21 protein-coding genes are annotated in these 26783 nt (G+C 65.0%); 13 read left to right on the top strand and 8 right to left on the bottom strand.

Annotation, left to right across the window (positions count from 1 at the left end):
- The first annotated feature begins 19 nt into the window (after positions 1-19).
- The 8 genes from ACED18_RS10970 to ACED18_RS10935 all read left to right on the top strand — a co-directional run bounded on the left by ACED18_RS10970 (position 20) and on the right by ACED18_RS10935 (position 8810).
- Complete coding sequence (locus tag ACED18_RS10970; protein WP_377292032.1) at positions 20-2815, top strand: EAL domain-containing protein; 2796 nt, start codon at positions 20-22, stop codon at positions 2813-2815.
- A gap of 105 nt (positions 2816-2920) precedes the next feature.
- Complete coding sequence (locus ACED18_RS10965; protein WP_377292030.1) at positions 2921-3238, top strand: DUF1992 domain-containing protein; 318 nt, start codon at positions 2921-2923, stop codon at positions 3236-3238.
- A 10-nt stretch (positions 3239-3248) separates the two neighbouring features.
- Positions 3249-3668, top strand: a complete 420-nt coding sequence (locus ACED18_RS10960) for a YqaA family protein (RefSeq protein ID WP_377292028.1) — start codon at positions 3249-3251, stop codon at positions 3666-3668.
- Positions 3669-3805: 137 nt separating this feature from the next.
- The gene (locus ACED18_RS10955) at positions 3806-4834 is read left to right on the top strand and encodes an ABC transporter substrate-binding protein (protein ID WP_377292026.1); all 1029 of its coding nucleotides are present in this window, start codon (positions 3806-3808) and stop codon (positions 4832-4834) included.
- A 62-nt stretch (positions 4835-4896) separates the two neighbouring features.
- Entirely contained in the window at positions 4897-5886 is a 990-nt protein-coding gene (locus tag ACED18_RS10950; protein ID WP_377292356.1) for a FecCD family ABC transporter permease, read from the top strand.
- The gene (locus ACED18_RS10945) at positions 5883-6665 is read left to right on the top strand and encodes an ABC transporter ATP-binding protein (protein WP_377292024.1); all 783 of its coding nucleotides are present in this window, start codon (positions 5883-5885) and stop codon (positions 6663-6665) included. The genes ACED18_RS10950 and ACED18_RS10945 overlap by 4 nt, the downstream gene beginning before the upstream one ends.
- 177 nt (positions 6666-6842) lie before the next feature.
- On the top strand, positions 6843-7349 hold the full coding sequence (locus ACED18_RS10940; protein WP_377292021.1) for a MarR family winged helix-turn-helix transcriptional regulator: 507 nt from the start codon (positions 6843-6845) through the stop codon (positions 7347-7349).
- Between the two features lie 261 nt (positions 7350-7610).
- Complete coding sequence (locus ACED18_RS10935; RefSeq protein ID WP_377292019.1) at positions 7611-8810, top strand: SRPBCC family protein; 1200 nt, start codon at positions 7611-7613, stop codon at positions 8808-8810.
- 78 nt (positions 8811-8888) lie between these two features.
- On the opposite strand, the gene ACED18_RS10930 is transcribed toward ACED18_RS10935, so the two are convergent.
- The gene (locus tag ACED18_RS10930) at positions 8889-10301 is read right to left on the bottom strand and encodes an aminotransferase (protein WP_377292017.1); all 1413 of its coding nucleotides are present in this window, start codon (positions 10299-10301) and stop codon (positions 8889-8891) included.
- Positions 10302-10525: 224 nt separating this feature from the next.
- On the opposite strand from ACED18_RS10930, the gene ACED18_RS10925 reads away from it, so the two are divergent.
- The 3 genes from ACED18_RS10925 to ACED18_RS10915 are packed head-to-tail and all read left to right on the top strand — an operon-like array spanning position 10526 to position 13387.
- Complete coding sequence (locus ACED18_RS10925) at positions 10526-11446, top strand: ABC transporter permease (protein ID WP_377292015.1); 921 nt, start codon at positions 10526-10528, stop codon at positions 11444-11446.
- Entirely contained in the window at positions 11443-12261 is an 819-nt protein-coding gene (locus ACED18_RS10920) for an ABC transporter permease (RefSeq protein WP_377292013.1), read from the top strand. Before ACED18_RS10925 ends, ACED18_RS10920 begins: the two co-directional genes overlap by 4 nt.
- Positions 12262-12280: 19 nt before the next feature.
- Positions 12281-13387, top strand: coding sequence for an ABC transporter ATP-binding protein (locus ACED18_RS10915; RefSeq protein ID WP_377292354.1), 1107 nt, complete (start codon positions 12281-12283; stop codon positions 13385-13387).
- A gap of 7 nt (positions 13388-13394) precedes the next feature.
- Here ACED18_RS10915 and ACED18_RS10910 read toward each other — a convergent pair whose 3' ends face one another.
- The 4 genes from ACED18_RS10910 to ACED18_RS10895 are packed head-to-tail and all read right to left on the bottom strand — an operon-like array spanning position 13395 to position 18070.
- Complete coding sequence (locus ACED18_RS10910; RefSeq protein ID WP_377292011.1) at positions 13395-13658, bottom strand: hypothetical protein; 264 nt, start codon at positions 13656-13658, stop codon at positions 13395-13397.
- Positions 13659-13687: 29 nt separating this feature from the next.
- Positions 13688-14908 carry an aminomethyltransferase family protein gene (locus tag ACED18_RS10905; RefSeq protein WP_377292009.1) on the bottom strand — a complete coding sequence of 407 codons (1221 nt, stop codon included), beginning with the start codon at positions 14906-14908 and terminating at the stop codon, positions 13688-13690.
- Positions 14905-16464 carry a phytoene desaturase family protein gene (locus tag ACED18_RS10900; protein WP_377292007.1) on the bottom strand — a complete coding sequence of 520 codons (1560 nt, stop codon included), beginning with the start codon at positions 16462-16464 and terminating at the stop codon, positions 14905-14907. Before ACED18_RS10900 ends, ACED18_RS10905 begins: the two co-directional genes overlap by 4 nt.
- Positions 16451-18070 carry a phytoene desaturase family protein gene (locus tag ACED18_RS10895; RefSeq protein ID WP_377292005.1) on the bottom strand — a complete coding sequence of 540 codons (1620 nt, stop codon included), beginning with the start codon at positions 18068-18070 and terminating at the stop codon, positions 16451-16453. Before ACED18_RS10895 ends, ACED18_RS10900 begins: the two co-directional genes overlap by 14 nt.
- Positions 18071-18411: 341 nt before the next feature.
- Here ACED18_RS10895 and ACED18_RS10890 point away from each other — a divergent pair, with 341 nt between their 5' ends.
- Both ACED18_RS10890 and ACED18_RS10885 read left to right on the top strand, forming a co-directional pair.
- The gene (locus ACED18_RS10890; protein WP_377292003.1) at positions 18412-19080 is read left to right on the top strand and encodes a TetR family transcriptional regulator C-terminal domain-containing protein; all 669 of its coding nucleotides are present in this window, start codon (positions 18412-18414) and stop codon (positions 19078-19080) included.
- Positions 19081-19204: 124 nt separating this feature from the next.
- Positions 19205-20278, top strand: a complete 1074-nt coding sequence (locus ACED18_RS10885) for an extracellular solute-binding protein (protein ID WP_377292001.1) — start codon at positions 19205-19207, stop codon at positions 20276-20278.
- A 166-nt stretch (positions 20279-20444) separates the two neighbouring features.
- Here the strand turns inward: ACED18_RS10885 and ACED18_RS10880 are convergent, their stop codons facing one another.
- The 3 genes from ACED18_RS10880 to ACED18_RS10870 form a co-directional block, all read right to left on the bottom strand.
- Positions 20445-22625 (bottom strand): methyl-accepting chemotaxis protein, encoded by a 2181-nt coding sequence (locus ACED18_RS10880; protein ID WP_377291999.1) that lies wholly within the window; start codon positions 22623-22625, stop codon positions 20445-20447.
- 20 nt (positions 22626-22645) lie between these two features.
- A complete protein-coding gene (locus ACED18_RS10875; RefSeq protein ID WP_377291997.1) occupies positions 22646-23596 on the bottom strand; it encodes a DctP family TRAP transporter solute-binding subunit in 951 nt (316 codons plus the stop codon).
- Between the two features lie 452 nt (positions 23597-24048).
- Positions 24049-26748, bottom strand: a complete 2700-nt coding sequence (locus tag ACED18_RS10870; RefSeq protein ID WP_377291995.1) for an FAD-dependent oxidoreductase — start codon at positions 26746-26748, stop codon at positions 24049-24051.
- Positions 26749-26783 lie beyond the last annotated feature (35 nt).

Raw genomic sequence — 26783 nt, 5'->3', positions numbered from 1 at the left:
CTGAACGGGACTGCGCACCATGGTGAGCGCCCCGGCGCGCCTGCGCTGCGCAGCCAACGCGCTGTTTCGGCGCCTGGGCGCCAATCCTGGCTTGCATGTCACACGCTGGCTTGCCATTGCCGCCATTCTGCTGGTGTCGCTGCTGGGCAGCCAGACCGCCCTTATCGGCAGCATCGACGAGAAGCTGATTTCTGCGCGTCTTGCGGCAGCCCCCCGTCCGGCGACCGGCCAAGTCGTCGTCCTGGCCATCGACAAGGCCAGCCTTGATGCCGCAGGGGTCTGGCCCTGGCCGCGCAGTCTCTATGCGGGGATCATCGACCGTCTGGCCGCTGCCGGTGTCCAGTCCATCTTCATCGACGTCGATTTTTCCACGCCGTCCCGTCCCGGCGAAGATGCGGCCCTTGCCGCTGCCCTGAAGCGGGCCGGAAGAAGCGTGCTCCTGCCCGTCTTCCACCAGCATGCGCGGGCTGGGAACGACACGACGACCGAGATCAACCGGCCGATCCCCGCGTTTCTGGAAAATGCCTGGCCTGTCTTTGCAAATGTCGCCGTCGATGGGGACGGCGCCGTGCGTTCCATGGCGCTCGGCGACATTTTCGACGGCGTCCGCATCCAGACCGCCGCGGCCGCCCTGGCGGGTAGCCCCGACGACGACGGCAGCATTCGTATCGACTACTCGATTGAGCCCCGGACGGTTCCCACCTATTCGGTGTCGGATCTCCTGGCCGGCCAGATCGCTCCGGCCGCGCTTGCCGGCAAGACGGTTGTCGTGGGCGCGACGGCGACGGAACTGAAGGACATCTTTGCCGTTCCCGTGCATGGAACTTTGCCTGGCCCGGTCATCCATGCCCTGTCGGCCGAGACGATCCTTCAGGACCGCATCCTGGAACCTTTTGACCAGCGCCTCGGCGCCGTCGCGCTGGCATTGGTGATCATCGCCGGTGCGCTCGCATGGCGCTCGCGCCATGTGCTTGTCATCATCACGGCCTGCATCCTCCTCGTCGCGGCCATTGAAAGCGCGGCTTTCGTGCTGCTGAAAGAGGCGTCTGTCGTTCTCGCCACCGCCGTCCCGCTCATCACCGTCGCGCTCGGCATCGTCCTTGTGGTCAATGAGCGCTTCGACGTGGTGCGAGCCCTGATGGCGATCGCACACCTCGAAAACCGCACGACACGCCGGCTGATGAAGCGGATCGTCGCCGACAGCATCGACGGCGTGATCGCATTCGACGCCACGCTGCGCGTCGTGGAAGCCAATGCCGCAGCGCGCAGCGTCATGGGCATGGCGGCAGAGCACGAGGCCGGGCCGACCCTGGAGCGCATCGATGCGATCTTCCCGGACATTGCCACCGCCCTCCAGACCCTTCTGGAGGATCACCGTCGCGATCCGGGGCGCCCGCATTCGGCGCGGATCGATTTCGTGCGCCGCAAGGGGGCGGATGAAGCCCACTACGAGGCGGCCATCACGCTCTCCCACGCTGACGCAGACGGCGTGAGGACATCGGCGGGGCACACTCCGCTGGCGGGCTGCGTCATCATCCGCGACATCACGGCGCGCCAGGTCTATCACGAGCGCCTGCGCCATCTGGCCGACCATGATGAGCTCACCGGCTTGCTCAACCGCCGCGCCTTTGTCGATCGCCTGCCGCTTGCACCGAAAGGCACCTGTATCGCAACGCTCGACATCGAGAACCACGACAATATCTGCGCCACCTTTGGCCGCGATGTTGGCGACGACGTTCTCAAGGCGGTTGCCGACCGGCTGCGCGCCCGCGCGCCGCAAGCGCTGCTGGCGCGTCTCAGCGACGACATCTTCGCCATCGCCCTTGCCGTCGATGACACGAAGACGCTGCCGGACATGGCCAACACGCTTCTGGGCTGGCTGGACGAGCCGCTGGCAGTCGGTGCCGCAGGCATGGAGGCAAGGGCGCGCATGGGCCTGTGCTGGCTTGCCGATGTCAGCGTCGAGCAGGCGATCGGCGCGGCTGAATCCGCCCTTGACGACGCCCGCGCCGTGCCCGGCTGCCGCTGGAAGATCTACGATCCCGCGAGCGCCTTGCGCCAGGCCCGCTACCGGATGCTGGAAACCGACATGCGGACGGCCCTCGCCCAGGGCGAGTTTTTTCTTCTCTACCAGCCGCAAGTGGCGCTGACGACCGGCCACCTGACCGGCGCCGAAGCGCTGGTGCGCTGGCAGCATCCCTCCCTCGACCTCGTTTCGCCAGCCGATTTCATCCCGATCGCGGAGTCGAACGGCCTCATCTGCGATCTCGGCCGCTGGGCGCTGGAGACGGCCTGCCGCGAAGCCAGCGCGTGGGATCCGGAGCTGACGGTCGCGGTCAACGTTTCTCCGATCCAGCTCGATCGCTCCGATATCGTGGCGGATGTCATGTCCGCTCTCGAAAAGAGTGGGCTGGCGCCGTCGCGCCTTTGCCTGGAAATCACCGAGTCGTCCCTTCTGGACAGTGGCGACCGGATCTTCGACGAGCTGGAGCGGCTGCGTGCGATGGGCATCCGGATCGCGCTCGACGACTTCGGCACCGGCTATTCCTCGATGGGCCAGCTGGCCGGCATCCCGCTCGACAAGCTGAAGCTCGACCAGTCATTCGTGCGCCGCATGCTGGATGACAATGGTGTGCGCCAGATCGTCCGCGCCATCATCGCGCTTGCCCATGCCCTGAAGCTCGAGGTCGTGGCCGAAGGCATCGAGGGCGAAGCCGAACAGACGATGCTGAATGATCTCGGCTGCGAGATCGGACAGGGCTATCGCTTTGGCCGGCCGCTCAAGGCCAAGCCCTTCCGCGCCCTCGGCGCCTGAGGCAATCCGCCCGACCGCGCAACGGGCCAGGCCCTTGACGCAGCCACTGGCGAAAGGTTCAACTGCACGGGCTTAACCGCACCTCCGCGGCCGGGAAGAACCTCCATGAACGTCTCCACCCTTGCCGAACGCCAGATCCTCAAGGCCCAGGCCGAAGGACAATTCGACAATCTCGCGGGAGCCGGAAAACCGCTGGATGTTTCCGGAGATGGCAGCATGGAGGCGGTCGGATACCGGATCATGGCCGATGCCGGCGCGGTGCCGCGGGAAATCGGGCTTCGAAAGGCCGTGGCCGCACAGGCCCATGTTCTGAAAGAGACAACCGGCGAAGACGCGATCCGCCGCGAAATGGCAAAGCTCGCCGATCTTCAGCTTCGCCTCGACATCGAAATCGAAGCCCGCCGCCGCTTCTTCGGCACCTGACCGGGCTGTCATGACCGCCTATATCGGCCTTTTCGCTGCGGCCTTCCTCGCCGCGACGCTCTTTCCGGCCCAGTCGGAGGGTCTTCTCGCCTATCTCGTCCATGCCGGCGCACATTCGGTCGTCCTGCTGGTCGCCGTCGCCAGCCTCGGCAATGTGCTGGGTTCGCTTGTCAACTGGATGATCGGACGCGGCGTCGAGCGGTTTCGCGACCGGCGCTGGTTCCCGGTTTCGCCAGGCCGGCTCGTCCGCGCTCAGGCTTGGTACCACCGCTACGGCCGCTGGTCGCTTCTGGCGAGCTGGCTCCCCGTGGTCGGCGACCCCATTACCCTTGTGGCGGGCGTCCTGCGCGAACCGCTCTGGAGCTTCCTGCTGCTGGTCACGCTCGCCAAGACGGGTCGCTACGCGCTGATTGCCTGGCTGCTGACCTGACGAAGGCGGTCGCCAAGCCGCATGGAGACGAGGCGGGACGGCGACAATCCACATAAGATGACTAATTTTGTCTTGTTTAAGTCACCAAGCTGTGGTCATAGGAACGCGCCCCTTGCCACGCTTTAAGGAAGCTCACCATGTCGCGTCTTCGTCCCCTCCTTACCGCCCTTTCCGGGCTCGTGCTGGCCACCGCCATCGGTGCTGCAAACGCCTTCGCCGCGACGACGACCTATCCCCTGACGATCGACAATTGCGGCGTGAAGGTCACCTTCGAGAAGGCGCCCGAGCGCGCCATCGGCCTTGGCCAGAACAGCGCGGAAATCCTGCTGCTGCTCGGTCTTGAAGACAGGATGGCCGGCACCGCCTTCTGGCCCAGCAAGGTTCTGCCGCAGCTTGCCGCCGCCAACGAGAAGGTCAAGCTGCTGACGGTCGAGTTCCCGACCTTCGAGGGCATTCTGGCCGAGAACCCGGATTTCGTCGCCGCCGCCCTGCCGAGCCTGCTTGGCCCCGACAGCAAGGTTGCCAAGCGCGAGGATTTCGAAAAGCTCGGCGTGCCCACCTACCTCTCGCCCAGCACCTGCCTGAAGACAGACGGCGGCAAGGATGTCTATGGCAGCCGCGACACGCTGTGGAGCATGGACCTGCTCTACAAGGAGATCGACGAACTCTCGCAGATCTTTGACGTCGCCGATCGCGGCCAGGCGCTGATCGCCGATTTCAAGGCGCGCGAGGCGGCCCTTCGCGCCACCGTCTCGCCGGATGGCCGCAAGCTTTCCTATGTCTTCTGGTTCTCCAGCCCCTCGCCGTCAGCCGACGCCTATCTCGGCGGCAAGAACGGTGCTTCCGGCTATATCGCCAATTTGCTCGGCGGCGTGAATGCCATCGACGCCGCAGCCGAATGGCCGGCACTGGGTTGGGAGGCGATCATTGCCTCCAATCCTGACGTCATCGTCGTCGCGAGCCTCGACCGCAACCGCTGGGAGCTCGACAAGCCGGACGCCAAGATCAAGTTCCTGACGACCGACCCGGCGACCAGCCAGATGCCGGCCGTCAAGAACAATGCCATTGTTGTCATGGACGGGCAGGCCATGAACCCGACCGTACGCACCATTTTCGGCGCAGAGCAGGTGGCCGAGCAGTTGAAGGCACGCGGTCTGCTGAAGTGACGGCTCTCAGTGAAACGGTCGGGGGCCAGAGGATGCGGCATGCGCTGATCACCAGCCTGGCAATGGTCCTGTCCCTCGTTGCCGTGCTGCTGGTCGTCGCCATCAGTACCGGCATCGGCGACCTGCCGATCCCCGTCACCACGACCTTGCTCGCGATCACCAACAAGCTCGGCTGGACAACGGCCGAGCTCAATCGCATCCATGAGACGGTCATCTGGGACTATCGCCTGAGCCGTGCGCTCGTTGCCGCCTTCTGCGGCGCGGGCCTGGCGCTTTCGGGCGCGATCATGCAGTCGTTGCTGCGCAATCCGCTGGCGGAACCCTATGTGCTCGGCATTTCCGCCGGCGCCTCCACCGGGGCGGTCGGCATCGTCATCCTCGGCTTGGGCTCCGGCGTGGTCTCCCTGTCAGCCGGCGCATTCACCGGGGCATTCGCCGCCTTCCTTTTTGTCGCCGTCCTCTCCAACGGGACGCGCGGTGGCGCCGACCGGACCATCCTGGCCGGCGTCGCGGCCTCCCAGCTCTTCAATGCCGCCACCGCCTATGTCGTCACCACCGCCGGCAACGCGCAGCAGGCGCGCGACGTGATGTTCTGGCTGCTCGGCAGCTTCGGCGGCGTGCGCTGGCCGGAATTCACGCTGGTCTCCATCGTCGTCGGCCTCGGCCTGATCGCCTGCCTGGCCTATGCCCGCGTACTGGACGCCTTCGCCTTCGGCGACGAGGCGGCAGCCGCCCTCGGCGTCAACGTCGCTCGCGCCCGGCTCGGGCTCTTCTGTCTGACCGCGCTGCTGACCGCCACCATCGTCAGCATCGTCGGCTCCATCGGCTTTGTCGGGCTCGTCGTGCCGCATGCGGCCCGCTTCCTGGTCGGCCCGCTGCATAGCCGCCTGCTGCCGGCCTGCGCCATCGGCGGGGCGATCTTCATGGTGCTGGCCGATATCGCCGCGCGCATCCTCGTGCCGCAGCAGGTGCTGCCGATCGGTGTCGTCACCGCCCTTGTTGGTGTGCCCTTCTTCTCTTTCATCCTCTATCGGTCCCAGCGCGCAGCATGAGCATCGTTGCCGAAAACATTTCCTGGAGCATCGGCGCGAAGTCCATTCTCGATGCCGTCTCCTTTGCCGTAGAGCCGGGCGAGATGCTCGGCCTCCTTGGCCCGAACGGCTCCGGCAAGACTTCGCTCCTGCGCCTTCTGGCCGGATTGAGGAGACCGCGCGCCGGCCGCGTGCTGCTCGATGGCCGGGACATTTCCACGATCCCGCGCCGCACGATCGCCCAAAGGCTCGCCTTCGTGGAACAGCACGCAACGACCAACCAGAACCTGACGGTCGACGACGTGGTGAAGCTCGGCCGCTTCCCGCACCGTTCGTTCTTCTCCGGCTGGACGGCCGAAGACGACAGGGCGGTGGACACCGCCCTCGCCCGCGCCGGAATGGCCGGCAAGCGCCATGACAACTGGCAGAACCTGTCGGGCGGCGAGCGCCAGCGTGCCCACATCGCCCGTGCCCTCGCCCAGAACCCGAGCGAACTGATCCTTGACGAACCCACCAACCATCTCGACGTCGAGCACCAGATAGGCCTGCTCAGCCTGGTCGCAGAGCTGCCCGTGACCAGCATCCTCGCGCTCCATGACATCAACCACGCCGCAATGTTCTGCGACCGCCTCGTCGTCCTGCAGCAGGGCCGCGTCGTCGCCACGGGCAAGCCGGCCGATGTCCTGACGGAAGAGCTCTTGCGTGACGTCTTCAACATCGAGGCGCGCGTCGAGCCATCGCCGCATCATGGCCGCCCGCATGTCCATTTCCTGCGCCCGAACCGCGGTGATCGGGCCTGATCACTCCGCCGGATCGAGGCTGCCGCCGCCATGATGACAGGCTGGTGATGGGAGGGCGCCGGATCAATCATTGAACGTTCAAGAGTCATGCATTATGACCGATGCACGGCCCGGCCTGTCCTGAAACGAAACACATCGTCGGGCTGGCAGGCCGCGGTGCAGACGAAGGGAAATGACGTGCCGGCATTTGATCTCGAAGCCGTCGTCCACGATACGCAGGAAGGCAAGAAGCCGGAACTTCGTCTCTGGCTGCGGCTCCTGTCCACGACAAAGCTGATGTCCCAGGAAATCCGCCGCCGGCTGCGTCGCGAGTTCGGCGCCACCCTGCCGCAATTCGATCTCCTCTCCCAGCTTTACCGCGAGAAGGACGGTCTGCGGCTAGGGGAACTGTCCAGGCGCACCATGGTCACCAACGGCAACGTGACCGGCCTCGTCGAGCGGCTGGAAGCCGACGGACTCGTCACGCGCGAGCGCCTGCCCGACGATCGCCGCGTCATCGTCGCCTGGCTGACGCCCAAGGGTCGCACCACCTTCGAGGCCATGGCCGAAGCGCATGAAAACTGGCTGAAGGACATGATGGCCGACGTCGACCCAATCGTCATCGCCGGGCTTCTGACCCATGTCGGTCAGGTCAAGCAATCGACCCGCAACCACCTTTCCGGCGACGAGAACGAAGACATCTGAGGCAAGACCGCGATCGCCGGTCGGCCCGCGCCGATCCGGTCTCACGCACCGATATCCGCCCTAGAGTGATCGTTTCCAACCGGCAACGCCCTCAGGCATTGCCCCGAAAGGGCGTACCGGCAGCGGCCCTGCCCGGTTCGCCCGGCCGCCACGGCACCCGGCCACCGACCTCCCCAAGCATCGAAGCACGCCCGCACAGGCTTCCCCTTCATCGAATTCCGTGCTTATATTGAATGAACGTTCAGCAAATAAGAGGATGCCATGAACGAGCTTGTCCGCGATATCGCCGTGCCGGGAAACTGGGATCGCAGGGGGCTGCCGGGCTGGTGTTATCATTCGGATGCACTGCTGGCGCTCGAGAAGGAACACCTCTTCCGCCGCCACTGGCAGATCGCCTGCCATGTCTCGGATCTCCCGGAACCCGGCAGCTATGTCACGCTCGACTTTGCCGATGAACGTATCCTGGTGGTGCGCGACAGGGAGGGCACGATCCGTGCCTTCAACAATGTCTGCCGCCATCGCGGCTCGCGGCTGGTGACGGCCGAAACGGGCCAGTGCCGGGGTGCGCTGGTCTGCCCTTTCCACGGCTGGGTCTACAATCTCGACGGCACGCTGCGCGGCCCGGCGCGACCCGACAGCTTTCCGCCCCTCGACAAGCACGAATTCGCACTGGCCGGCATCGAGGCGGAAGTCTGGATGGGTCTCGTCTTCATCCGCCTGCGCCCCGGCCCGCAGCCTGCCGTCGCCGAACTCCTGAAACCCTTCGAGGCCGAGCTTGCCCATTACCGTTCGGCCGACATGGTGCCGACCTCAGGCTTCTGGCAGCATGAATCGCCGGTGAACTGGAAGTCGGTGCGCGACGTCGACAACGAAGGCTACCATGTCGCCATGGCCCATCCGGCGTTGCAGGATCTCTATGGGGCAAGCTACGCCGACGAACCCTTCGTCAACGGCGTTTCCCGCTCCGCTGCGACCTACAATCCCCATGCCGGCCGGCGCTGGAGCGTGCGCCACTATCGCGCCATCGCGCCGGAAGCGCCGCACCTGCCGCCGGAACTGCGCAAGACCTGGCTCTATTATGGGCTTTTCCCCAACAACGTGATCGCGGTGACACCGGAAACCCTGCAATTCTACCAGGAATTCCCGATCACTCGGGGCCGCACCCAGCTGCGCGGCGCGATCTATCGCCACCGCGCCGAAGGCCGGGCAACCCGGCTCGCCCGCTACCTCGCCGCCCGCATCGACCGGGACACCATGGCCGAGGATGTGCAACTGACGGTCTGGTCGAACGAGGCCATGACCTCGCAGAGCTTCGCCGGTTTCTACCTGTCCGATCTCGAATACGGAGTGCGCACCCATCACAATCACCTGCGCGCCATCCTGCCCGTCATGACGCTGGAAACGGCACCGGACGAGGAGCGGATGGCCGAGGTCAACGCGCAGCTGCTTCAGGGAAGCTGACCCACGCCGCCCCCGAAGCAGACGTGCGGAAGCCGGCGGCTATCCAGGCCGCCGGCTTTCTGCATCTGCGTGTCCCGCTTATCCCTTCCAGAGTCCCTCGCGCGCCAGCTCGTCCTGGGTCAACGAAATGCCCTTGCGCAGGATGGAGACGAGGTCGTCGATCTGGCTCCGCGTGATCGTCAGCGGCGGGGACATGACGCACATATGGATCAGCGGCCGCACCAGCAGTCCGAGCCGCTGGCAGTGGGCGTCGATCCGCTTGCCGACTTCGAGATCGAGCGCCAGCGGATTGTTGCTCTCACGGTCGGCGACGCATTCCACGCAGGCCATCAGCCCCAGCCCGCGCACCTCGCCCACCAGCGGCAGATCCTCCAGCGTTTTCAGCTGCGCCTGGAAATAGGGGGCGATCTCACGCGCATGGGCAAGCAAGCCACCTTCCAGGAGATCGAGATTGGTCTCCGCCACCGCGCAGCCGATCGGATGGCTGCTATAGGTCAGGCCGTGGGCAAACATCGCATCCGCATGGTTGGAGCGCCTGAGCGTCTCGAGCAGGGCGTCCGAGATCATCACGCCGCCGAGCGGGAAATAGCCTGACGTGACCCCCTTGGCGAACGTGATCATGTCCGGTTCGATACCGAACACAGCCTCGGACGCGAAGACATGGCCCAGCCGCCCGAAGGCCGTCACCACCTCGTCGGCGATGAAAAGAATATCGTTCTGGCGGCACAGATCCCGCATGCGGGCGAGATAGCCGGGCGGCGGAACGATCACGCCGCCGGAAGCCATGATCGGTTCGGCGATGAAGGCACCAATCCGTTCTGCACCCTCGGTCTCGATCACCTGGCGGAACTCGGCGACGAGCCCGTCGCAGAAGGCCTCCACCGACTGTCCGGCCGGACGCCGGAAAGGATTGGGACAGGAAAGCTTGATGACCATCCCGCTCGCGCTGTCCATCCAGTCATGGTCGCGCGGCCGGCCGTTCAGCGACGCCGAGAGATAGGTCGAGCCGTGGTAGCCACCCTGCCGCGCGACGACCTTCTTCTTCTCCGGCCGGCCCTGCACATTGTTGGAAAACTGCATGAAGCGCAGCGCCGTCTCCACCGCCGAGGAGCCGCCGGTCGTGTAGAAGACATGGCCGAGATCGGCGGGCGAATGGGCCGCCAGACGCTGCGACAGGCGAACCGACGGCTCGCTCATCGTGTACCAGGGGGAATTGTAGGAGAGCGCCATGCCCTGATCGTAGAGCGTGCGGGCGATCGGCTCGCAGGCATGGCCGGCATTGGTGCACCACATGCCGGCCGGTCCGTCGATCAGCCGCCGTCCTTCGAGATCGGTGACATAGATGCCCTCCCCGGCCACGATACCGCCGCGCGTTTCCGCCCCGATCTCGCCGGCCACGGGCCATGGCTGGATGAGATGGGCGCGCGCCGCCGCACCGAGATCGTCTGTCTGGCGGGACGAGCGATTTTCGGCATTGCGGATTGCGGCCATGAGATTTCCCCCGATTTGCTTTTCAAGCAGCTGAATTCAATTGGAGAATAGCATCATATTGAATGGACGTTCAATCAAATTATTCCACAAGGGTGCTTGCAATCATCGAGCTTTTGCGCACATCATGCAGGCGGGAACAAAAAGGCCAGAACGCCACGGGAACCTCTCATGCGACGCAGGCTGCACCACCATTGTCGTCCGTCCGTCCTGCAGGAGCTGCGCTGATGGCGCTCGCGGTGGAGGCAACGGTCCGCGAACCGGAGGATGCCAGGGGCCCACGGCCCGCCTGGCGCAAAAGCGAGGAGGCAACCGGCCTCGCCCTGATCTCGCCGACCGCGCTCTATGCGCTCCTGATGCTCGGGATCCCCATCCTCACCGTCATCGCCTACAGTTTCTGGACGCAGAACTATCTGGAGATCGACCACACCTTCACCCTCGAAAATTACCGCGTGGCCCTAACCGAGCCGATGTACCGCGACCTGTTGATGCGCTCGCTCGGCATCTGCCTGGTGGTCTCCGCCACGACGGTGCTGGTCTCCTATCCCGTCGCATGGTTCATCTCCTTCCGCGGTGGCCGGCACAAGAACCTGCTCCTCTTTCTCATCACGGTGCCTTGCTGGACGAGCTACCTGCTGCGCGTGATGTCCTGGAAGATGATCCTCGGCTATCAGGGTGTCCTCAACACCGGCCTCCTGTCCCTCGGCGTCATCACCGAGCCGATCGCCTCCCTGCTCTACAACTCCAATGCCGTTGCGATCACGCTGGTGCACAGCTGGGCGGCCTTCGCCATCCTGCCGATCTATGTGTCGCTGGAGAAAATCGACCGTTCCCTGGTGGAAGCCGCGCGCGACCTCGGCGACGGGCCCGTGAGGAGTTTCCTGCGCGTCGTGCTGCCGCTTTCCATGCCGGGCGTCGTCTCGGCCCTGCTTATCGTGATGATCCCGACCGTCGGCGATTACGTGACGCCGAAGCTCGTCGGCGGCAAGGATGGCGTGATGATCGCGACCGCCATCCAGGCGCAGTTCGGCAAGGGGGCCAACTGGCCGCTGGGCGCAGCGCTCTCCGTGACCACCATGGCGATCGTCTCGCTGCTCGCCGGTGCCGCGGCGCTTCTCCTCAAGCTGGCGGCGAGGCGCATCCGATGAGCCTCCTCAACATCACCCGTTGGCGGCTGTTGCCAATCTACATGGCGCTCTATCTCGCCTTCCTCTACCTGCCGATCCTGTTGCTGCCGGTCTTCTCCTTCAACGATGCCGCCGCCACGCGCTTCCCGCTCGCCGGCTTCACGACCAAATGGTACGCCTCGCTATGGGGCAACCGGGAAATGCTGGATGCCGCCTTCAACAGTCTGGTGGTCGGCCTCTGCGTCGCCGTCCTCTCGACCGGGCTTGCCATCTGCGCGGCCCGCGCCGTCACCCGCTACCGCTTCCGTGGCCGGCAGGCGGCCAATGCGCTGATCATGGCGCCCCTGGTGCTGCCGGAAATCATCGTTGCCGTGTCCATGCTGATGATCATCCTCCAGATCGGGCTGGAACTGTCGCTCGCAACCGTGATCCTGGGCCAGGTCGTCTTCTGCCTGCCCTATTCCATGGCGGTGCTGACGGCCGGCTTCGACGGTTTCGACCGCTCGCTGGAAGAAGCCTCGCTCGATCTCGGCGAGACCGCCTTCGGCACGTTCCGCCGCGTGACCCTACCCGTTGTCGCGCCGGCGATCGTCTCGAGCCTGCTCGTCTCCTTCACCATCTCGCTGGATGAATTCCTGCTGGCCTTCTTCCTTTCAGGCACCGAACCGACGCTGCCCGTCTACATCTGGGGCCAGTTGCGCTTTGCCGCCAAGCTTCCGGGCGTGCTGGCGCTCGGCAGCCTGATGCTCGCCTTGTCCATCTGCCTGCTGGGCCTCGCCGAAATCCTGCGTCGGCGCACCGAACGGCAGCTTTCCGCCGGAGACCACCATGTCTGATGCACATGCCGAACGCCCGATGATCCGCATCACCGGCGTCAACAAGTTCTACGGCATCTACAAGGCGCTGACCGATGTCTCGCTCGACATCGCTGCCGGCGAGTTCTTCTCGCTGCTCGGTCCCTCCGGCTGCGGCAAGACCACGCTGCTGCGCTCGATCGCCGGCTTCGAGACACCGTCCTCCGGCGACATCGCCATCGACGGGCAGTCCATGATCGGGGTAGCGCCGAACCGCCGGCCGACCAACATGGTGTTCCAGAGCTACGCCATTTTCCCGCATCTGAACGTGGAGGAGAACGTCGCCTATGGCCTGAAGCGGCTGAAGCTCGGTGCCGCCGAAGAGCGCCGTCGCGTCGGCGATGCGCTGGAGCAGGTCCGGCTCGGCCATCTCGGCGCCCGGCGGGGCCATGAGCTCTCCGGCGGCCAGCGCCAGCGCGTGGCCCTTGCCCGCGCCCTCGTGCTGCGCCCGAAGGTTCTGCTGCTCGATGAACCGCTCTCTGCCCTCGACAAGAAGCTGCGCGAGGAAATGCAGTCCGAACTGCGCGCCCTGCAGAAGGCCGTCGGCATCACCTTCGTTCTGGTGACACACGACCAGTACGAGGCGCTGGCCCTCTCCGACCGCATCGCCGTCATGTTCGGCGGCAAGATTGCCCAGATCGCCACACCGAAGGAGCTTTACCAGCATCCTCTGACGCGGCTGACCGCCGACTTCCTTGGCGGCATGAATTTCCTCTCCGGCAAGGTTGTCGAGCGCAACGGCGACAGGCTGTCGGTCGAGACCGAACGCTTCGGCCGGCTCCACCTCGCCGCCGCCGCAACCGATGGCTGGCCCGGCGAGCGGATCACGCTCGGTATCCGTCCGGAGCGACTGCGCCTGCTCTGGGACGAAGACACGGCCGACCACATGCTCATCGGCACCGTCACCGATCGCGCCTATTTCGGCGAGACGACCCATCTGTCGGTGAGCGTGGATGGCCTCGACCGGCCGCTGTCGATGATCGAAACCAATACCTATGGCGCCGACGACCTGCCGATCGGCGCCGCGATCCGGCTCGCTTACGATCCCGACGCCTTCGTGGCGCTTGCAGAAGACAAGCCGGAAGAGCGCATCCGCAAGGTCGGCTGAAAGCGTCTCAGCCGGACGGTCTCTGCATGCGCCGGGCAAGCTCCTCCAGCCAGTCGGCGCCGACCCGGTAGCGCCTCAGCACCGCAACAGGGTCTTCGCCGTCGAGGCGGGCGAGATAGCGGTAGACCTCAAGCGTTGCAGCATCCATCGCGCCCCGCCCGTGGAAATACATGGCCGCCGCATACCGCGCGCGCCCGGACCATTCTACGCCGGCCGGCATCATCACCAGCGCCCACTGCGCCTCTTCTTCGCTCTCGCCCTTGCCCGTCATGGTGCGGCTCCCGCGGCAGGTGTCCAGGGTCAGAACCGGCCCGGCGGGTTGGCCGAGCGGCGATCGAGCGTGACGAAGGGACGTGGCACGATCTTCGCCCGCTTCATCATCTTCTGGTACTGCAATTCCCGGAGCGCGTAGATCTCCACCCAGAGGTCGTCCTTGATACACTCCCCATAGGGCCGCGACAGCGTGGCAATCGCAATGTTGCGCTTGGCGAGCGGCGACCAGATGCCGGCGGTCACGATGCCCGCCTCATGCTTGCGACGGTGATAGACCAGCGCATGCTCGGCCGGAATGTTACCCTCTATCTCCAGCCCGACCAGGATGAAACGCAGAGACTTGGCCTGCCGTGCGCGCAGGATCGCATCACGGCCGTTGAAGTAAGGCTTCTCGGGATCGACAAGCCAGTCCAGCCCGATCTCGTCCGGCAGCCGCTCGCGGTCGGCGCGAAGGGCGGCTTCCGCCGTGACGAAATCCGCATTGGCGACGATGAAGCCTGCCTCGATGCGCGCGCGGTTCAGCGCGCCATAACCGATCGCCTTCAGGCCGAACAACTGGCCTGCCTGCCAGAGCCGGTCCCACAGCGACAGGGCAAGCGGTGCGGGCGCAAACAGCTCGTAACCCAGATCACCGGTAAAGCCGGTGCGCGAGATCAGCACCTCGCCACCCTCATGGGCGAAAGTGGCGAGCTGGAAGGGCTTCAGGCCCGCCACACCATCGAAGCCGGCCGCCTCCAGCACCGCAAAGCTCGTCGGACCCTGCAGCGCCACAGCCGCCAGCGCTTCCGTCTCCTCCTCGATCGCCACGTCGAAGCCGTCGGCGCTGTCCGTCAGCCAGGGAAGATGTCGTTCCTGGCAGCACAGCCGGAAATCGGCCTCGCCGAGCCGGAAAAGCGTACCGTCATCAAGCACATGGCCGTGATCGTCGCACCAGGCCGTATACTGCACACGCCCCACTTTCAGCTTGCGCACGTCGCGCAGTGTCAGGCGGTTGAGGAAGCGTTCCGCCCCGGCACCGCGGATGCGGTATTTCACCATGGGCGAAATATCGAACAGCGCAGACGTGGAGCGGATCGCGAAATATTCGAGCTCGTCATCGAAAACCGAATGCGGCGCCTTGTAGCCCGCCCAGTCGTACCAGTCGTTGGTGGTCGAGAGCGCCGCAAGACGCGCATGAAACGGGGTTTCGAGGCGAGGCGTGCGGATATGGGCCTGGCCCGCACGGCGAAGGGTAGGATCGATCGTCATCGGCGGTCTCCGGCAAGGATGTGGCGTGCGGCAAGCAACCCCGGCAGCCCCGAAATCCCGCCACCCGGATGACTACCGGCACTGGCAAGGAAGAGACCGGCAAGCGGCGTGGAAAAACGCGAGGCGGCATGCACCGGACGATTGACGAAGAGCTGGTCAGCCTGAAGCTCACCGTGATGCCAGTGCCCGCCCGGCACGCGATAGGCCGCCTCGATATCCGGAGGCACCATGATCCGGGCGCCGAGAACCGTGTGGCCGATGCCCGGCGCATGCCGTTCAAGCACCGCAAGCAGCGCCGACACAAGCTTCGGCCGCCCGCTCTCCCAGCCCTCCTTGAGAGCATAGGGCACAAACGGCACCAGCGCCGACACCGTCGCGCCACCGGCCGGCGCCAGAGTGGGATCGGCAAGGCTCGGCACCATCACCTCCATGACGGGATCATCGTGGAAGGCGCCGTATTTCGACGGGTTGAAGGCCGTCTCCACATGCTGCATCGAGCCGGCGATCACCAGCCGCCCGCCCAGCGCATCGCGGGAAACACCTGAGAAGGACGGCACCGCATTGAGCGCGAGATCCAGCCGCGCGACATTGCCGTTCGACCGGATATGAGTGACGGCCCGGCGCAACCCCGTGCCGATCTCGGCGGGATCCACGAGGCTGAGAAACGTCGTCTTCGGATGCACGGCGGAGACGATGACGGGCGCGGCGAGCGTCTCGCCGGTCTGGAGCACCACGCCGCTGACCGCGCCGCGATCGGCCAGAATGCGCGCGACGGGCGCATTGGTGCGGATTGTCACACCGGCTTTTTCCGCCCCCGCGACGAAAGCCGCCCCGAGCGCCGCCATGCCGCCCTGCGGCACATATTGCCCGCCGGGCCGCCCGTTTGCTTCGCCGGTCAGCCTGTAATAGAGGCCGAGCAGCGAGGTGGGCGAGCGCGGGCCGAGCTGAATGCCCAGCGTCGCATCGAAGGCAATGAGCCCTTTCAACCGATCGTCCGTCAGATATTCGTCGCCGACATCGGCGACGTTCATCAGCAGCATGCGCAGGAAATCGCGTCCCTCTTCCCGCCCCTTGCGGATGAGCCCGAGCCCGGCCAATCCAATGGCCGCGAGATCGCCGCCGCTGACCTTGCCGATCGGCAGGGGCGTGCGTTTGAGCAGACGGCGCAGGATGCCCGCCTGAAAGAGAAGCTTGCTGCGGAGCGCCGCAAACCGCTCCGCCTCCGCGGCATCGATACCCCGGATGGTCTCGCCATAGGCGCCCTCGAGGATGACCGGCTCGCGGCTGAGCGAGAGCACGACTGTCGGGAGTGCCGCTCCACCCGCTACCCCCTTCGGCAAGCCCAGAAGCTCAGCCACTTCGCCATCCAGCCGGTTGACGATCTGGGTCGGCCCGCTGGCGCGAAAGCCCGGATGGAAGCTGTCGCCGCGCAGCATGCCGCCGGCCTCGTCCCCGGCTTCCAGCACGAGAACCTTGCGGCCGCTCCTGGATAGCGCTGCCGCTGCGGTCAGGCCGTTATGGCCGCCGCCGATGACGATTGCATCAAATGACATCATGGGCCCCGCTCATATGGTCACGCCCGCGCTTGAGATCGCGCAGGATTTCGGCTGCCGCATTGCGCCCCGGCGCGCCCATCACCCCGCCGCCGGGATGGGTGGAGGAGCCGCAGAGGTAAAGCCCCTGAACAGGGCTTCGATATTGCGCGTAACCCGGCACCGGCCGGTTGAAGAGAAGCTGGTCGAAAGTGAGCTCGCCCTGGAAGATATTGCCTTCCGTCAACCCCACCTCCGCCTCGATTTCGCGCGGCGTTCGTACCTCCATGTGCAGGATGCGCTCGCGGAAGCCCGGCGAATAGGACGAGATCTGGCTGACGACGGTTTCGGCAAAGGCATCGCGGTCCGCATCCGTCCAGTCGCGCCCCTCCACTTTCGGCGGGCAATACTGCACGAAGCAGCTCACAAAATGCTTGCCGGGGGGCGCCATGGTGGGGTCGAGCGTGGTCGGGATCATCATGTCCACGAAGGGATCGGCCGACCAGCGTCCGGCCTTCCAGTCGTCATAGGCACGCTCCATCCGCGCCACGCTATCGGTGAAATGCAGGTCGCCGCGCAGACAGTTGGAGCCCTTGGGCAGTGCCGGAAACTCGGGCAGGCTGTCGAGAGCGATGTTGAGCTTGCCGGACGAGCCGCGCATCTTGAAATGCTTGACCCGGTGCACGAAACGCTCCGGCAGATCCTTCTCCTCGACCAGCTTCAGGAAAGTGCGCTTGACATCGGCATTGGAGACGACCACCCGGCCGCGCACCTCCTCTCCATCGGCGAGAACGATGCCGCTCGCAGCCCCGCCCCGGGTCAGTACCTTCTCGACATCGGCGCCGGTGCGGATCGTTCCACCCGCCGCCTGGAAGGAACTGGCCAGCGCCCGGCTGATGGCACCCATGCCGCCGCGCGCATAACCCCAGGCGCCGACGGAGCCATCGACCTCGCCCATGTAATGATGCAGCAGCACATAGGCCGTGCCCGGCGACATGGGCCCCAGCGCCGTGCCGATGATGCCGGAGAGCGCCAGATAGGCCTTCACCACGTCCGTCTCGAAATACTCGTCGAGAAAATCGGAAATCGACATGGTCCAGAAACGCAGCGTCGCCGCCATCTCCGCGGCGGAAAAATCGCCGAAGCGCTTGGCGAGGAAAAGGAGTTCGCCGATATCTCGCGGCTTGAAGGAGAAGGGATCGGGCGCAGTGCGCATCAGAAGCGGCTGGATGAACCGGCACTGGCGCGTCACGTCGCGCGCGTAGCGCTCGTAAGCTTCCGCATCGCGCTTTGACCAGCGGGCGAATTCGCGCCGGTGGCTGTCATGGTCGCGGTAGGAGGCGAGATAGTCGCCGTCCTCGGTCAGCACCGCCCCGCCCTCGTAGGAGATGACCTGCAACCCGTGCTTCGGCAATTCGAGATCGCGCATGATCTCGGGGCGAAACAGCGAGCAGACATAGGAGCAGTTCGAATAGAGAAAGCCGGGCGTAAGCTCCCGGCTGGTCGCAGCACCGCCGACCCAGTCGTTCTTCTCGAGCACGACCACATCCAGCCCGGCGCGCTGGAGATAGCAGGCGGCCACAAGACCGTTATGTCCACCGCCGATGATCACCACATCATGGGTCTTCATGCTGCCCTCGCTCTCGTTCGCTTATCCAAAAGAGCATGAGAACCGCGGGCTTGTCCAGATATACTGAATGAACATTCAGCAAGAAACTTGCAATGTCCGCCAAACGCGCTACTCTGCGTAAAACGAGAGGACGCAAGATGGAAAGGCTCCGCGCGCGACATGCAGGCAGCACCCCGAAAGGTGCCGCGGACCATCGGGGGCCGGTCTTCGGTCGCAACGCGACCAAGAAGGTTCTTGACAGAAACGTGCCGGCGCGCGCTCAACTCGGAACCGATAAACCGGATGCGGAGGCGCCGTCAGGGGCGGCATCCGGCAGCAAGGCCGAGGACGGAACCATCAGCATGAAGACCACAGACACGCTCCCGGAAACGGACGCTTCCGGGGACAGGAAAAGCCGCAAGGCCTCCAAGGAAACCCGCCAGCAGCAGCTCATCGAGGCGACGATCGATTCCCTTGCCAAGCGCGGCTATGCCGAAACGACGCTCGCCAACGTTGCCGATGGCGCCGGCCTGTCGCGCGGCATCGTCAACTTCCATTTCGAGAGCAAGGAACGGCTGCTGATCGCCACGCTGCAATTCATGGCCGACGAATATGCCGCCCACTGGTCGGCCGCCTACGAGAAGGCCGGCGACACGGCGGCGTCCAGGCTCTGGGCGCTGGTTGCCGCCGATTTCGACCGCAAGCTGACCACGCGCCGCAAGCTCGCCGCCTGGTGTGCCTTCTGGGGCGAGGCCAAATCGCGACCCACCTATCAGGCGCTGTGCGGCGCACGCGATGCCCGCTACCAGCAGCTCTTCGAAGATCTCGTCACCGCCCTGAAGGCGGAGGGCGATTATGCTTACGAGCCGAAGGCCATGACGCTGGTCCTCTGTGCAGCGCTTGAGGGCCTGTGGTGGCGCCTGATGATGAGCGACGGGCTGACGCGCGAGGCCGCGCATGCTGCCGCCATCGAGTTCCTCGTCGGGACTTTCCCGCGCCACATGACCCGGGAGGGCCCACGCGCCGCCTGATGCCATTCCGGCGGCCTCCGAACCGGCTGATCGGCCGGTCCGGTTCCGCCACGAAACCACAGGCGGCACCGGCGCCATGGAACCGGCCCCGCCGACACTGTCGCCAAACCCAGGGAGACCGGCCATGACACTCAAGACTGCCTTTCGAATGTCCGTCCTTTTGTCCGTTCTGCTGGCAGGTGCAGCGCCGCCGGCAACGGCTGCGGACAACATCACCGTCTTCGACTGGGCAGGCTATGAGGATCCGGCCTTCCATCCGGCCTACACCGCGAAATTCGGCACTGAGCCTGACTTCTCCTTCTTCGGCGACGAAGAGGAGGCCTTCCAGAAGCTGCGCTCCGGCTTCAAGGCGGACCTTGCCCATCCCTGCTCCCAGAGTGTCGCCAAGTGGCGCGAGGCCGGCATGCTGGAGCCTCTGGACACCGCCAAGCTGACCAGCTGGAACGACATCCTGCCCGGCATCAAGGCCATGAAGGGGCTGATGACCGGCGACGATGGCAAGGCCTATTTCCTGCCCTTCGAATGGGGCAACACGGTGCTGACCTACCGCACCGACACGGTGAAGCCCGAGGATGTGGCATCGCTGAAGGCCTTCGCCGACCCGAAGTTCAAGGACCGTGTTTCGATCGGCGACAATGTCGATGACGCCTATGCGCTGGCCAGCCTCGCCATCGGCGTCAAGGACTGGACAAAGCTGACGGACGATCAGTTCAAGCAGGCGTCGGACTTCCTGCGCGCCGTCCACAAGAATGTCCGCCTCTACTGGACCGACAACACCGATCTCAGCCAGGCGCTGGCCGCCGGCGAGGTCGATCTCGCCTGGGCCTGGAACGAGACGCCGACCACGCTGGCTGCCGACGGCGTGCCGGTTGCCATGAAGAAGGATACGGTCGAAGGGCTTTCCACCTGGGTCTGTGGCTATGTGCGCCTGAAGGGTGGCGAAGGCAGCGAGGAGCAGCAATACGGCTTCCTCAACGCCATCACCGATCCGGCGATCAGCCCCTACCTGGTGGAAAGCTGGGGTTACGGCCACTCCAACGCCAAGGGCATGGCCGCCGTCGATCCCAAGCTTCTGGCCACCAAAGGCTTCGCCGACGTGGACAGCTTCAAGGCCAACACGCTCTTCCAGTCGCCGCTGCCGACCGAGCTTCGCCAGCGCATGGTCGCGGAGTTCGAGAAGATCAAGTCAGGCTACTGACGGCTGATACCAAAGATCGCTGATGATGACCGGTACCGGCGGCCAATCGCGGGTACCGGCTTTGTCATTGCGGCCACACAGTAGAAGAAGGCAAGGGCCTGGAGCCTGGCGGGTGATCCCGTGATCACCCGAAATGCGCTGCGTGCTGATAGGTCTGCCAGCGAACTTATCGGCCCCACCCTGCGGCAGTGGCATAGACCCGCTCGTCCGGCCCCCGCTCGCGCACAGCGCGACGGGCAGTCGCGGAAGCGACCCCTTCAGTGCCAGTCTGGAACTTGGCAATCATCGATTTCAGCTGGTAGACCTCTTCCAGAAGCGTTGCACTGGCCGCGCTGGATTCCTCCACCATCGCCGCATTCTGCTGCGTCACCTGGTCGAGACTGTTGATGGCCGTGTTGATCTCCTGCAGGCCCGTGGCCTGTTCACGTCCCCCGGCGGCAATCGACTGAACCTGCTCGTTGATGACGACGACGCAGGATTCGATCGCCTGGAGAGCCTGCCCGGTGCGATTGACCAGTTCGACCCCGTTCTCGACATTGGCAAGCGATGCATCGATGAGGCCCTTGATCTCGCGTGCCGCCTGGGCGGAGCGCTGGGCAAGCTCGCGCACTTCCTGTGCGACCACGGCAAAACCCTTGCCGGCATCCCCGGCGCGCGCCGCTTCCACGCCCGCATTGAGAGCGAGAAGGTTGGTCTGGAATGCGATCTGGTCGATCACGCCGATGATGTTCGAGATCTCGTTGGAAGACGAAGAGATCTTGTTGATCGCATCGATCGCGCCGGAGACGACGATGCCCGCGTCCTTGGCGTTGCTGTTGGCGCGCGCGGCCATGGCCGTGGCATCGTCCACGCGGCTTCGGGACGCGACAACATTTGCCATGATCTCGTCGAGAGCCGCCGCCGTCTGCTCGAGAGCGGCAGCCTGCCGCTCCGTGCGCTTCGACAGGTCATCGCTGCCGCGGCTGATTTCCTGGGAGCCTTGCGTGATGGAATCGGAGGCTGCGGACACGATGACCATCGTATCGCGAAGCTGTGCCACCGCCGTGTTGAAGTTCAGTCTGAGGTTTTCAAATTCCTCGGCAAAGGGCTCGCTGATCTGGAAGGTCAGCTGGCCTTCGGCAAGCTTGGCAAGACCGGTCGCCAACCCGCTCGTCGCCTGGGCCATGGCCTCGGCATGCTTGCGCTCGCGGGCGGTGTTGCGGTTGCGCTCCTCATTGGTGAGATTGCGCTGCGTTTGCGCTTCATCTTCCAGCGCGATCGCGCGGATGCCGTTCTGGCGGAAGACCTCGACGGCGCGCGCCATCGCGCCGATCTCGTCGCGACGCTCGATCTCCGGCACGCTGACGGAAAAGTCGCCCTTGACCAGAACTTCCATCGTCGACGTGATGCGCGTCACCAGCCGGACGATGCCGACGCTGATGAAGAAGGCGATGATCAGGCCGAACGCGACCGATCCCGCCGCCGCGATTGCGCCGGTCCACAGGACCGTTTCGACCATCGAAAGGGTCGCATGTTCCTCGCTGGCGAGTTCCTGGACGAACTGTTCGTTGACAGCGATCACGTGCTCGCCGATGGCGATGCCGGTCTTTTGCAGGGTTGCGGCCGCAGCCTGGATATTCTTCGTGGTCTCCTTGAGGCTTGCAAGCGACTTTTCGAGCGTTGCAACGGGCGCGTCCAGCGCTGCGATCGTGGCCTTGAGCCAGGCATCGGTCACGCCCGTCTGCTTCAGCGTGTCATATTCCGCCTGCAGATAGGTCAGTTCGTTCATCGCCTGATCGGCATCGCCGCCACTGCCGCGAAGCGCATAGCGCGACGCAAATGTCGTGTAGGCCTGCGCATTCTGCAGCAGACGCATCGGGATCGTCACGTCGAAGCCGTCCTGGCGCGATCCCTCGCGCACGAGGTTGGTCACGAGGTTGCGAAGCCGTGAATTCGCAGCACCAAGCGCACTATAGGCTTTCTGCCGTTCCTTGTTCTGGGCAACGAGTTCGGCAAACGACGTCTGCAAGGCCTTGAGGCTCGCGGTCATCTCGTCGGCGCGCGACGAAAGCAGCCCCTGCACCTCGTCCATGCGCGCCAGCGCCTGCTTCTGCGCCTGTACCGCGGCCACCTGCTCCGATGCACTGTACGAGCCCGTATAGGCCGTGACCGTCCGGCGGACGTTCTCGATATCGGTCTGGAATTGCCGCAGCTTTTCCGACGCATTGGCGGCGGTCACCAGGGCGGTGACATTCGTGCGCACGGAACGAAGGCGGCTGTCGTAAAGCAACGAGATCGAGGCCAGCAGAAGGACAAGCAATCCGAAGCCGATGATGATGCGGGCCCGTACAGAGATGGCGGAAGTCATTTTCAACAGCATCATCGTCATCAACCCTTGTAGTTTTCGATTGCCGCCAGCGTGTCCTTGCCGAACGTCGCCTCGAACTGACCGCGCGCCTTGTTCATCTCCGCAGCAAAGGCGCCGCGATCGATATCGGTGATCACGGTCATGCCGCGTTTCCGAAGCTCGTCGAGATCACCCTTTTCGTTCTCGTCATTGAAGGCACGGGACACCTTGCCGGATGTGACGGCACAGGACTGCAGGATGGCTTGCTCCTCCGCGCTGAAGGATTTGAAGATCCGCTCGCTGACCATGAACATGGCCGGAGAATAGACATGGCTCGTGACCGACAGATATTTCTGGACCTTGTCGAAGTTCGAGGCGCGGATGACGCCCAGCGGGTTTTCCTGGGCCTCGAAGGTGCCGTCGGCCAGGGCGGCATAGAGATCGACGAAGGAATAGGGTTGCGCATCGGCGCCAAGCGCCCGGAAACCGGCAACCATTGCATCCGTCTGCGGAACGCGGATTTTTATGCCGTGGAGATCGGCCGGAGAGCGAACCGGCTTGGTCGCAGAGGAAATCTGGCGCATGCCGTTTTCGGCCCAGCCAAGCCCGACCACGCCGCTGCCCGCAAGGCTCTTCAACGCCTCGGTCCCGATCGGACCGTCCAGCGTGGCGCGTGCATGGTTGAGATCGCGGAAGAGAAACGGGATGTCGAAGACGCCCAGTTTCGGAACGATGCTCGGCGCACCATAGCCGGCACTGCTGGCGATGGCAAAATCGAGGGCACCCGTCTGAAGATCTTCGGACGTCTCGCGCTCGCCGCCAAGGGCGCCGTTGGAGTAGACATCAATGCGCAGACGGCCATTGGTTGCCTTGCTGACGGCTGCCGCAAAATCCGTGGCGGATCTGCTGATCTGCATGCCGAACGGGCCGCTCAATGCGAGGCGCAAAACTCTTGGATTGGCGCTCGTGGCAGCCTCGCCAGGGCGTGACATTCCACCAAGGAGCGTGAACGCGCCTGCCGCCAAAAGCGTGCGGCGCCGTAGTCCTGGCATTCCCTCGAGACGTGTCCGTACGGTCATCTTTTTCCCCAAACCTGCGATCGTCGTCAGTCGGAATGCCGCCTGCAAATTCAGGCTTTTCAAAACGGAATATCGACTATCCAACACATTCGAACATCAGATGATTTGTTTAAAAATATACTAAATAAACTCACCCTTATATTCAGAAGCGACGGCCCGGCGAACCTTGGCGAACGTGCCATCAGTGTGCGGCGGAGCATTTGCACAGGGGCGCACCGCCCGGTCTGGCCTTCTTGCGTGGAACCGTCCCAAACGACGCCGGATGGCATCCAGCGGAGAGGGGCGCCGGAATGCAGGGGAGGTCCGACCTCGCGGTCAAACGAGGACGGGCAAGGCGGTCACGAGAATGATGCGCTTAACGCGGCTCAGGCCGGCAGGGCGCTCGTCAGGCGGCCCGCCCGCAGGCTTTCCATGAGCGCAGGGTCGAGTGTGCCGGCGGCGAGCTGGCGGCGGATGGCGCCGAGCGAGCCGGCAGGACCGATGACGTTTGCGCCAACGATCGCGCCGTCCTCAAGGGCAATCCGCCACCACATCGACGAGAAGGCCGGGGCCGTGAGGACTTCGATCTTCGGGTCTTTGGGAAAGACGGTCCCGACGCTGAGGAGATCGATGCCGGCGCTCTTCAGTTGCAGGACCGGCCTGGATGTTTCGGATACGACGGGCGCCTCCATATCCAGGATGGCGGCGGCAGCGATGCGCGCATGGGTGACGGCACTCGACCAGAGACCGCTGACCACACCGTCCTGTTCGGTGCAGTCTCCGATGGCGAAAATGGCGGGGTCGGCGGTCCGCATGCGCCCATCGACGAGAATGCCCCGCCTTGTGGCAAGGCCGCAATTGGTGGCCAGCTCGGTATTGGCCGTGTTGCCGATCGCCGCGATGAACATATCAGCATTCATCGCCGGCAGCCGTTCGAGTTTGACCGCCGTCAGCCTATCGTCGCCGATCAGCCGTTCGATGCGCGCACCTGTCACGATGTCGATGTCGAGGCCGGCCAGATATTGCTCCAGAAGCCGCGCGCCGATGCTGTCGAGCTGGCGCTCCATGAGGTGCCGGCCGCGGTGGATGATGCCGACAGAAAGCCCCGAGCGCGCCAGCGCCTCCGCCGTCTCGACACCCAGAACGCCGCCGCCGAGCACCAGAACCCGCCTTGCATTCGTGCGCCTGACGCAATCGGAAATGGCCAGCGCGTCATGGGCGGTGCGCATGACGAAGCCGTTGGCACGGCCTAGGAAGCCTGGCACCGGAAGGCTCGCCCGTGCGCCGGTCGCAAGTACCAGCCTGTCATAGGCGATGGTTTCGCCGGTGAGCGTGGTGACGCTGCGTGCGGCCCGGTCGATGGACGAGACGCGCGTGCCCAGACGGACCGACACACCGACGCGCTGCGCCCAGCCCGCATCGATCATGGAAATCCGCTCGAGACTTTCCTGCCCGGCGGCGACCGGAGCAAGCGCCATGCGGTTGTAGAAGGCATGCCGCTCGATCGAAAGCAGCGTGATGCGCACGCTCCGGCTGATCCGCCGAAGCTCCTCGGCAACTGTCGAACCCGCCACACCATTGCCGATGATGACGACATGGCCGACACCGGCGAGATCTGCCTGATCGATCGGGATCCGGCCTGCCGCCGCGCCAAACTCCGCCCGGGTGACGAGCATGCCCACGGAGCGGTCTTCGCCTCCTTCCGCAGGTCTGCCTCGCCCTGCCTCGGCACGTGTCCGGTGGCGGGCGACATCCGTATCGATGACGAGCGGGCCGGAAATGACCGCCTGGCAGGCAAGGCGCGCGGCCGGCGGCATGGCGAGACGCGCCAGCGTAGCCTTTTCGTCGGCGCCGATCTCCGAGAGATGGTCGCCCCCCTCGAGGATCACCACCGGGTCGGACCCACAGGCACCGGCGCGGCAGACGCCGACCATGGGAAGGCCGGCCGCCTGCATGGCCGCCAGCAGCGTCTGGCCGATGTCCGCGCTGAAGATACGGCCCGTGCCGCGATCCTCGACGGACACGCTGAGGCCGATGGTGCCGGAAGAGCCAGGCGTCACGGTGGCAGCCGCGGCATCATAGCGTGACGTCAGGCGAAACGACTGGAACAGCAGGGTTCCGGCAGCCAGCAGGCCGACGGCAGCCACGACCAGTTCGAAGACATCGGGAACCTCCAGTCCGCTGAGGGCCTCCAGGGCATGCTCGACCATCCCGGCCACCAGGATATAGAACAGCGCCACCGCCGATGCCGCGAACACGGAAGCCGTGCGGGCCGGGTCCGTGCCGAGGAAGCTGATTGCAAACTGGTAAAGGCCGACGGTGGCGAGGATGGAACCGAGGAAGATCACGAGCCACAGGCCGTAACCATAGCCGGCATCGGCCTGAAGGAAGTAGCCGGCGATCATGCCGGGCATCATGCTCATGAAGAAGCGCCGCTGCCCCGCCCGGCGCGGATCCTCGGCCAGCACGTCGTCGAAGAGGGTCGCCTGCGGTGCAAAATCATAGCAGCCGCTCTGGCAGCCGACACAGGTGCCGCACTGCGTGTTCGCAATGACGATTGTCGGCGCATGGCCGTATTCGCGCTGCAGGGGCCCGAGCGGGCAGAAGGTGCCGCACCAGCCGCTGCGCCCCTTGAAGAGAACGCCGCCGGCAAAGGCAAGCAGCGGCAGGACGACGAGCAGCGCGGCAACGGCCGCACCGCTGCCGTTGAGGACCACAGGCCGCAGCGCGACGCCAAGCACGAAGAGGCCGACGGCGATCGGAAAGGCGCGCGCGGCAAGCCGCATTGGCAGCGACCGGCTGCGCCCGAAGCCGAGCAGCGAAGGGGCCTGATTGGCAAAGGACATCGGGCAGACCGCACGCCAGAGGCCGGGCGCGATGACGAGCAGCGCGGGAAGCGCCGGCACGGCAAGGCCCCAGAAGACCAGCAGGCCATGGGCGGGCGACAGGATGAGGAGGGCGATGAGACCGAGATAGAGCGCGAGCACCGCCACGCGCAGCCCGGCCAGAAGCCGGGGCGACAAGGGCTGCGGCAGATGCTGGAAATTCGGGAAAACCTTCGTTCCCGCCACTCTCTTGTCCGCCACGCCCCCTCGCTCCTGAAAACGCGGCATTATCGCCC

This window comes from Rhizobium sp. SG2393, assembly GCF_042610495.1.
Taxonomy (GTDB): domain Bacteria; phylum Pseudomonadota; class Alphaproteobacteria; order Rhizobiales; family Rhizobiaceae; genus RU20A.
Note: the sequence above shows the minus strand (reverse complement) of the source record. Positions and strands in the feature narration are given on the sequence as shown.

Bases quoted from the DNA above. Each gene is read 5' to 3' on its own strand.
- ACED18_RS10970 (WP_377292032.1), top strand. From the start codon at position 20: ATGGTGAGCGCCCCGGCGCGCCTGCGCTGCGCAGCCAACGCGCTGTTT.
- ACED18_RS10965 (WP_377292030.1), top strand. From the start codon at position 2,921: ATGAACGTCTCCACCCTTGCCGAACGCCAGATCCTCAAGGCCCAGGCC.
- ACED18_RS10960 (WP_377292028.1), top strand. From the start codon at position 3,249: ATGACCGCCTATATCGGCCTTTTCGCTGCGGCCTTCCTCGCCGCGACG.
- ACED18_RS10955 (WP_377292026.1), top strand. From the start codon at position 3,806: ATGTCGCGTCTTCGTCCCCTCCTTACCGCCCTTTCCGGGCTCGTGCTG.
- ACED18_RS10950 (WP_377292356.1), top strand. From the start codon at position 4,897: ATGGTCCTGTCCCTCGTTGCCGTGCTGCTGGTCGTCGCCATCAGTACC.
- ACED18_RS10945 (WP_377292024.1), top strand. From the start codon at position 5,883: ATGAGCATCGTTGCCGAAAACATTTCCTGGAGCATCGGCGCGAAGTCC.
- ACED18_RS10935 (WP_377292019.1), top strand. From the start codon at position 7,611: ATGAACGAGCTTGTCCGCGATATCGCCGTGCCGGGAAACTGGGATCGC.
- ACED18_RS10930 (WP_377292017.1), bottom strand. From the start codon at position 10,301: ATGGCCGCAATCCGCAATGCCGAAAATCGCTCGTCCCGCCAGACAGAC.
- ACED18_RS10925 (WP_377292015.1), top strand. From the start codon at position 10,526: ATGGCGCTCGCGGTGGAGGCAACGGTCCGCGAACCGGAGGATGCCAGG.
- ACED18_RS10920 (WP_377292013.1), top strand. From the start codon at position 11,443: ATGAGCCTCCTCAACATCACCCGTTGGCGGCTGTTGCCAATCTACATG.
- ACED18_RS10915 (WP_377292354.1), top strand. From the start codon at position 12,281: ATGATCCGCATCACCGGCGTCAACAAGTTCTACGGCATCTACAAGGCG.
- ACED18_RS10910 (WP_377292011.1), bottom strand. From the start codon at position 13,658: ATGACGGGCAAGGGCGAGAGCGAAGAAGAGGCGCAGTGGGCGCTGGTG.
- ACED18_RS10905 (WP_377292009.1), bottom strand. From the start codon at position 14,908: ATGACGATCGATCCTACCCTTCGCCGTGCGGGCCAGGCCCATATCCGC.
- ACED18_RS10900 (WP_377292007.1), bottom strand. From the start codon at position 16,464: ATGATGTCATTTGATGCAATCGTCATCGGCGGCGGCCATAACGGCCTG.
- ACED18_RS10895 (WP_377292005.1), bottom strand. From the start codon at position 18,070: ATGAAGACCCATGATGTGGTGATCATCGGCGGTGGACATAACGGTCTT.
- ACED18_RS10890 (WP_377292003.1), top strand. From the start codon at position 18,412: ATGAAGACCACAGACACGCTCCCGGAAACGGACGCTTCCGGGGACAGG.
- ACED18_RS10885 (WP_377292001.1), top strand. From the start codon at position 19,205: ATGACACTCAAGACTGCCTTTCGAATGTCCGTCCTTTTGTCCGTTCTG.
- ACED18_RS10880 (WP_377291999.1), bottom strand. From the start codon at position 22,625: ATGACTTCCGCCATCTCTGTACGGGCCCGCATCATCATCGGCTTCGGA.
- ACED18_RS10875 (WP_377291997.1), bottom strand. From the start codon at position 23,596: ATGTCACGCCCTGGCGAGGCTGCCACGAGCGCCAATCCAAGAGTTTTG.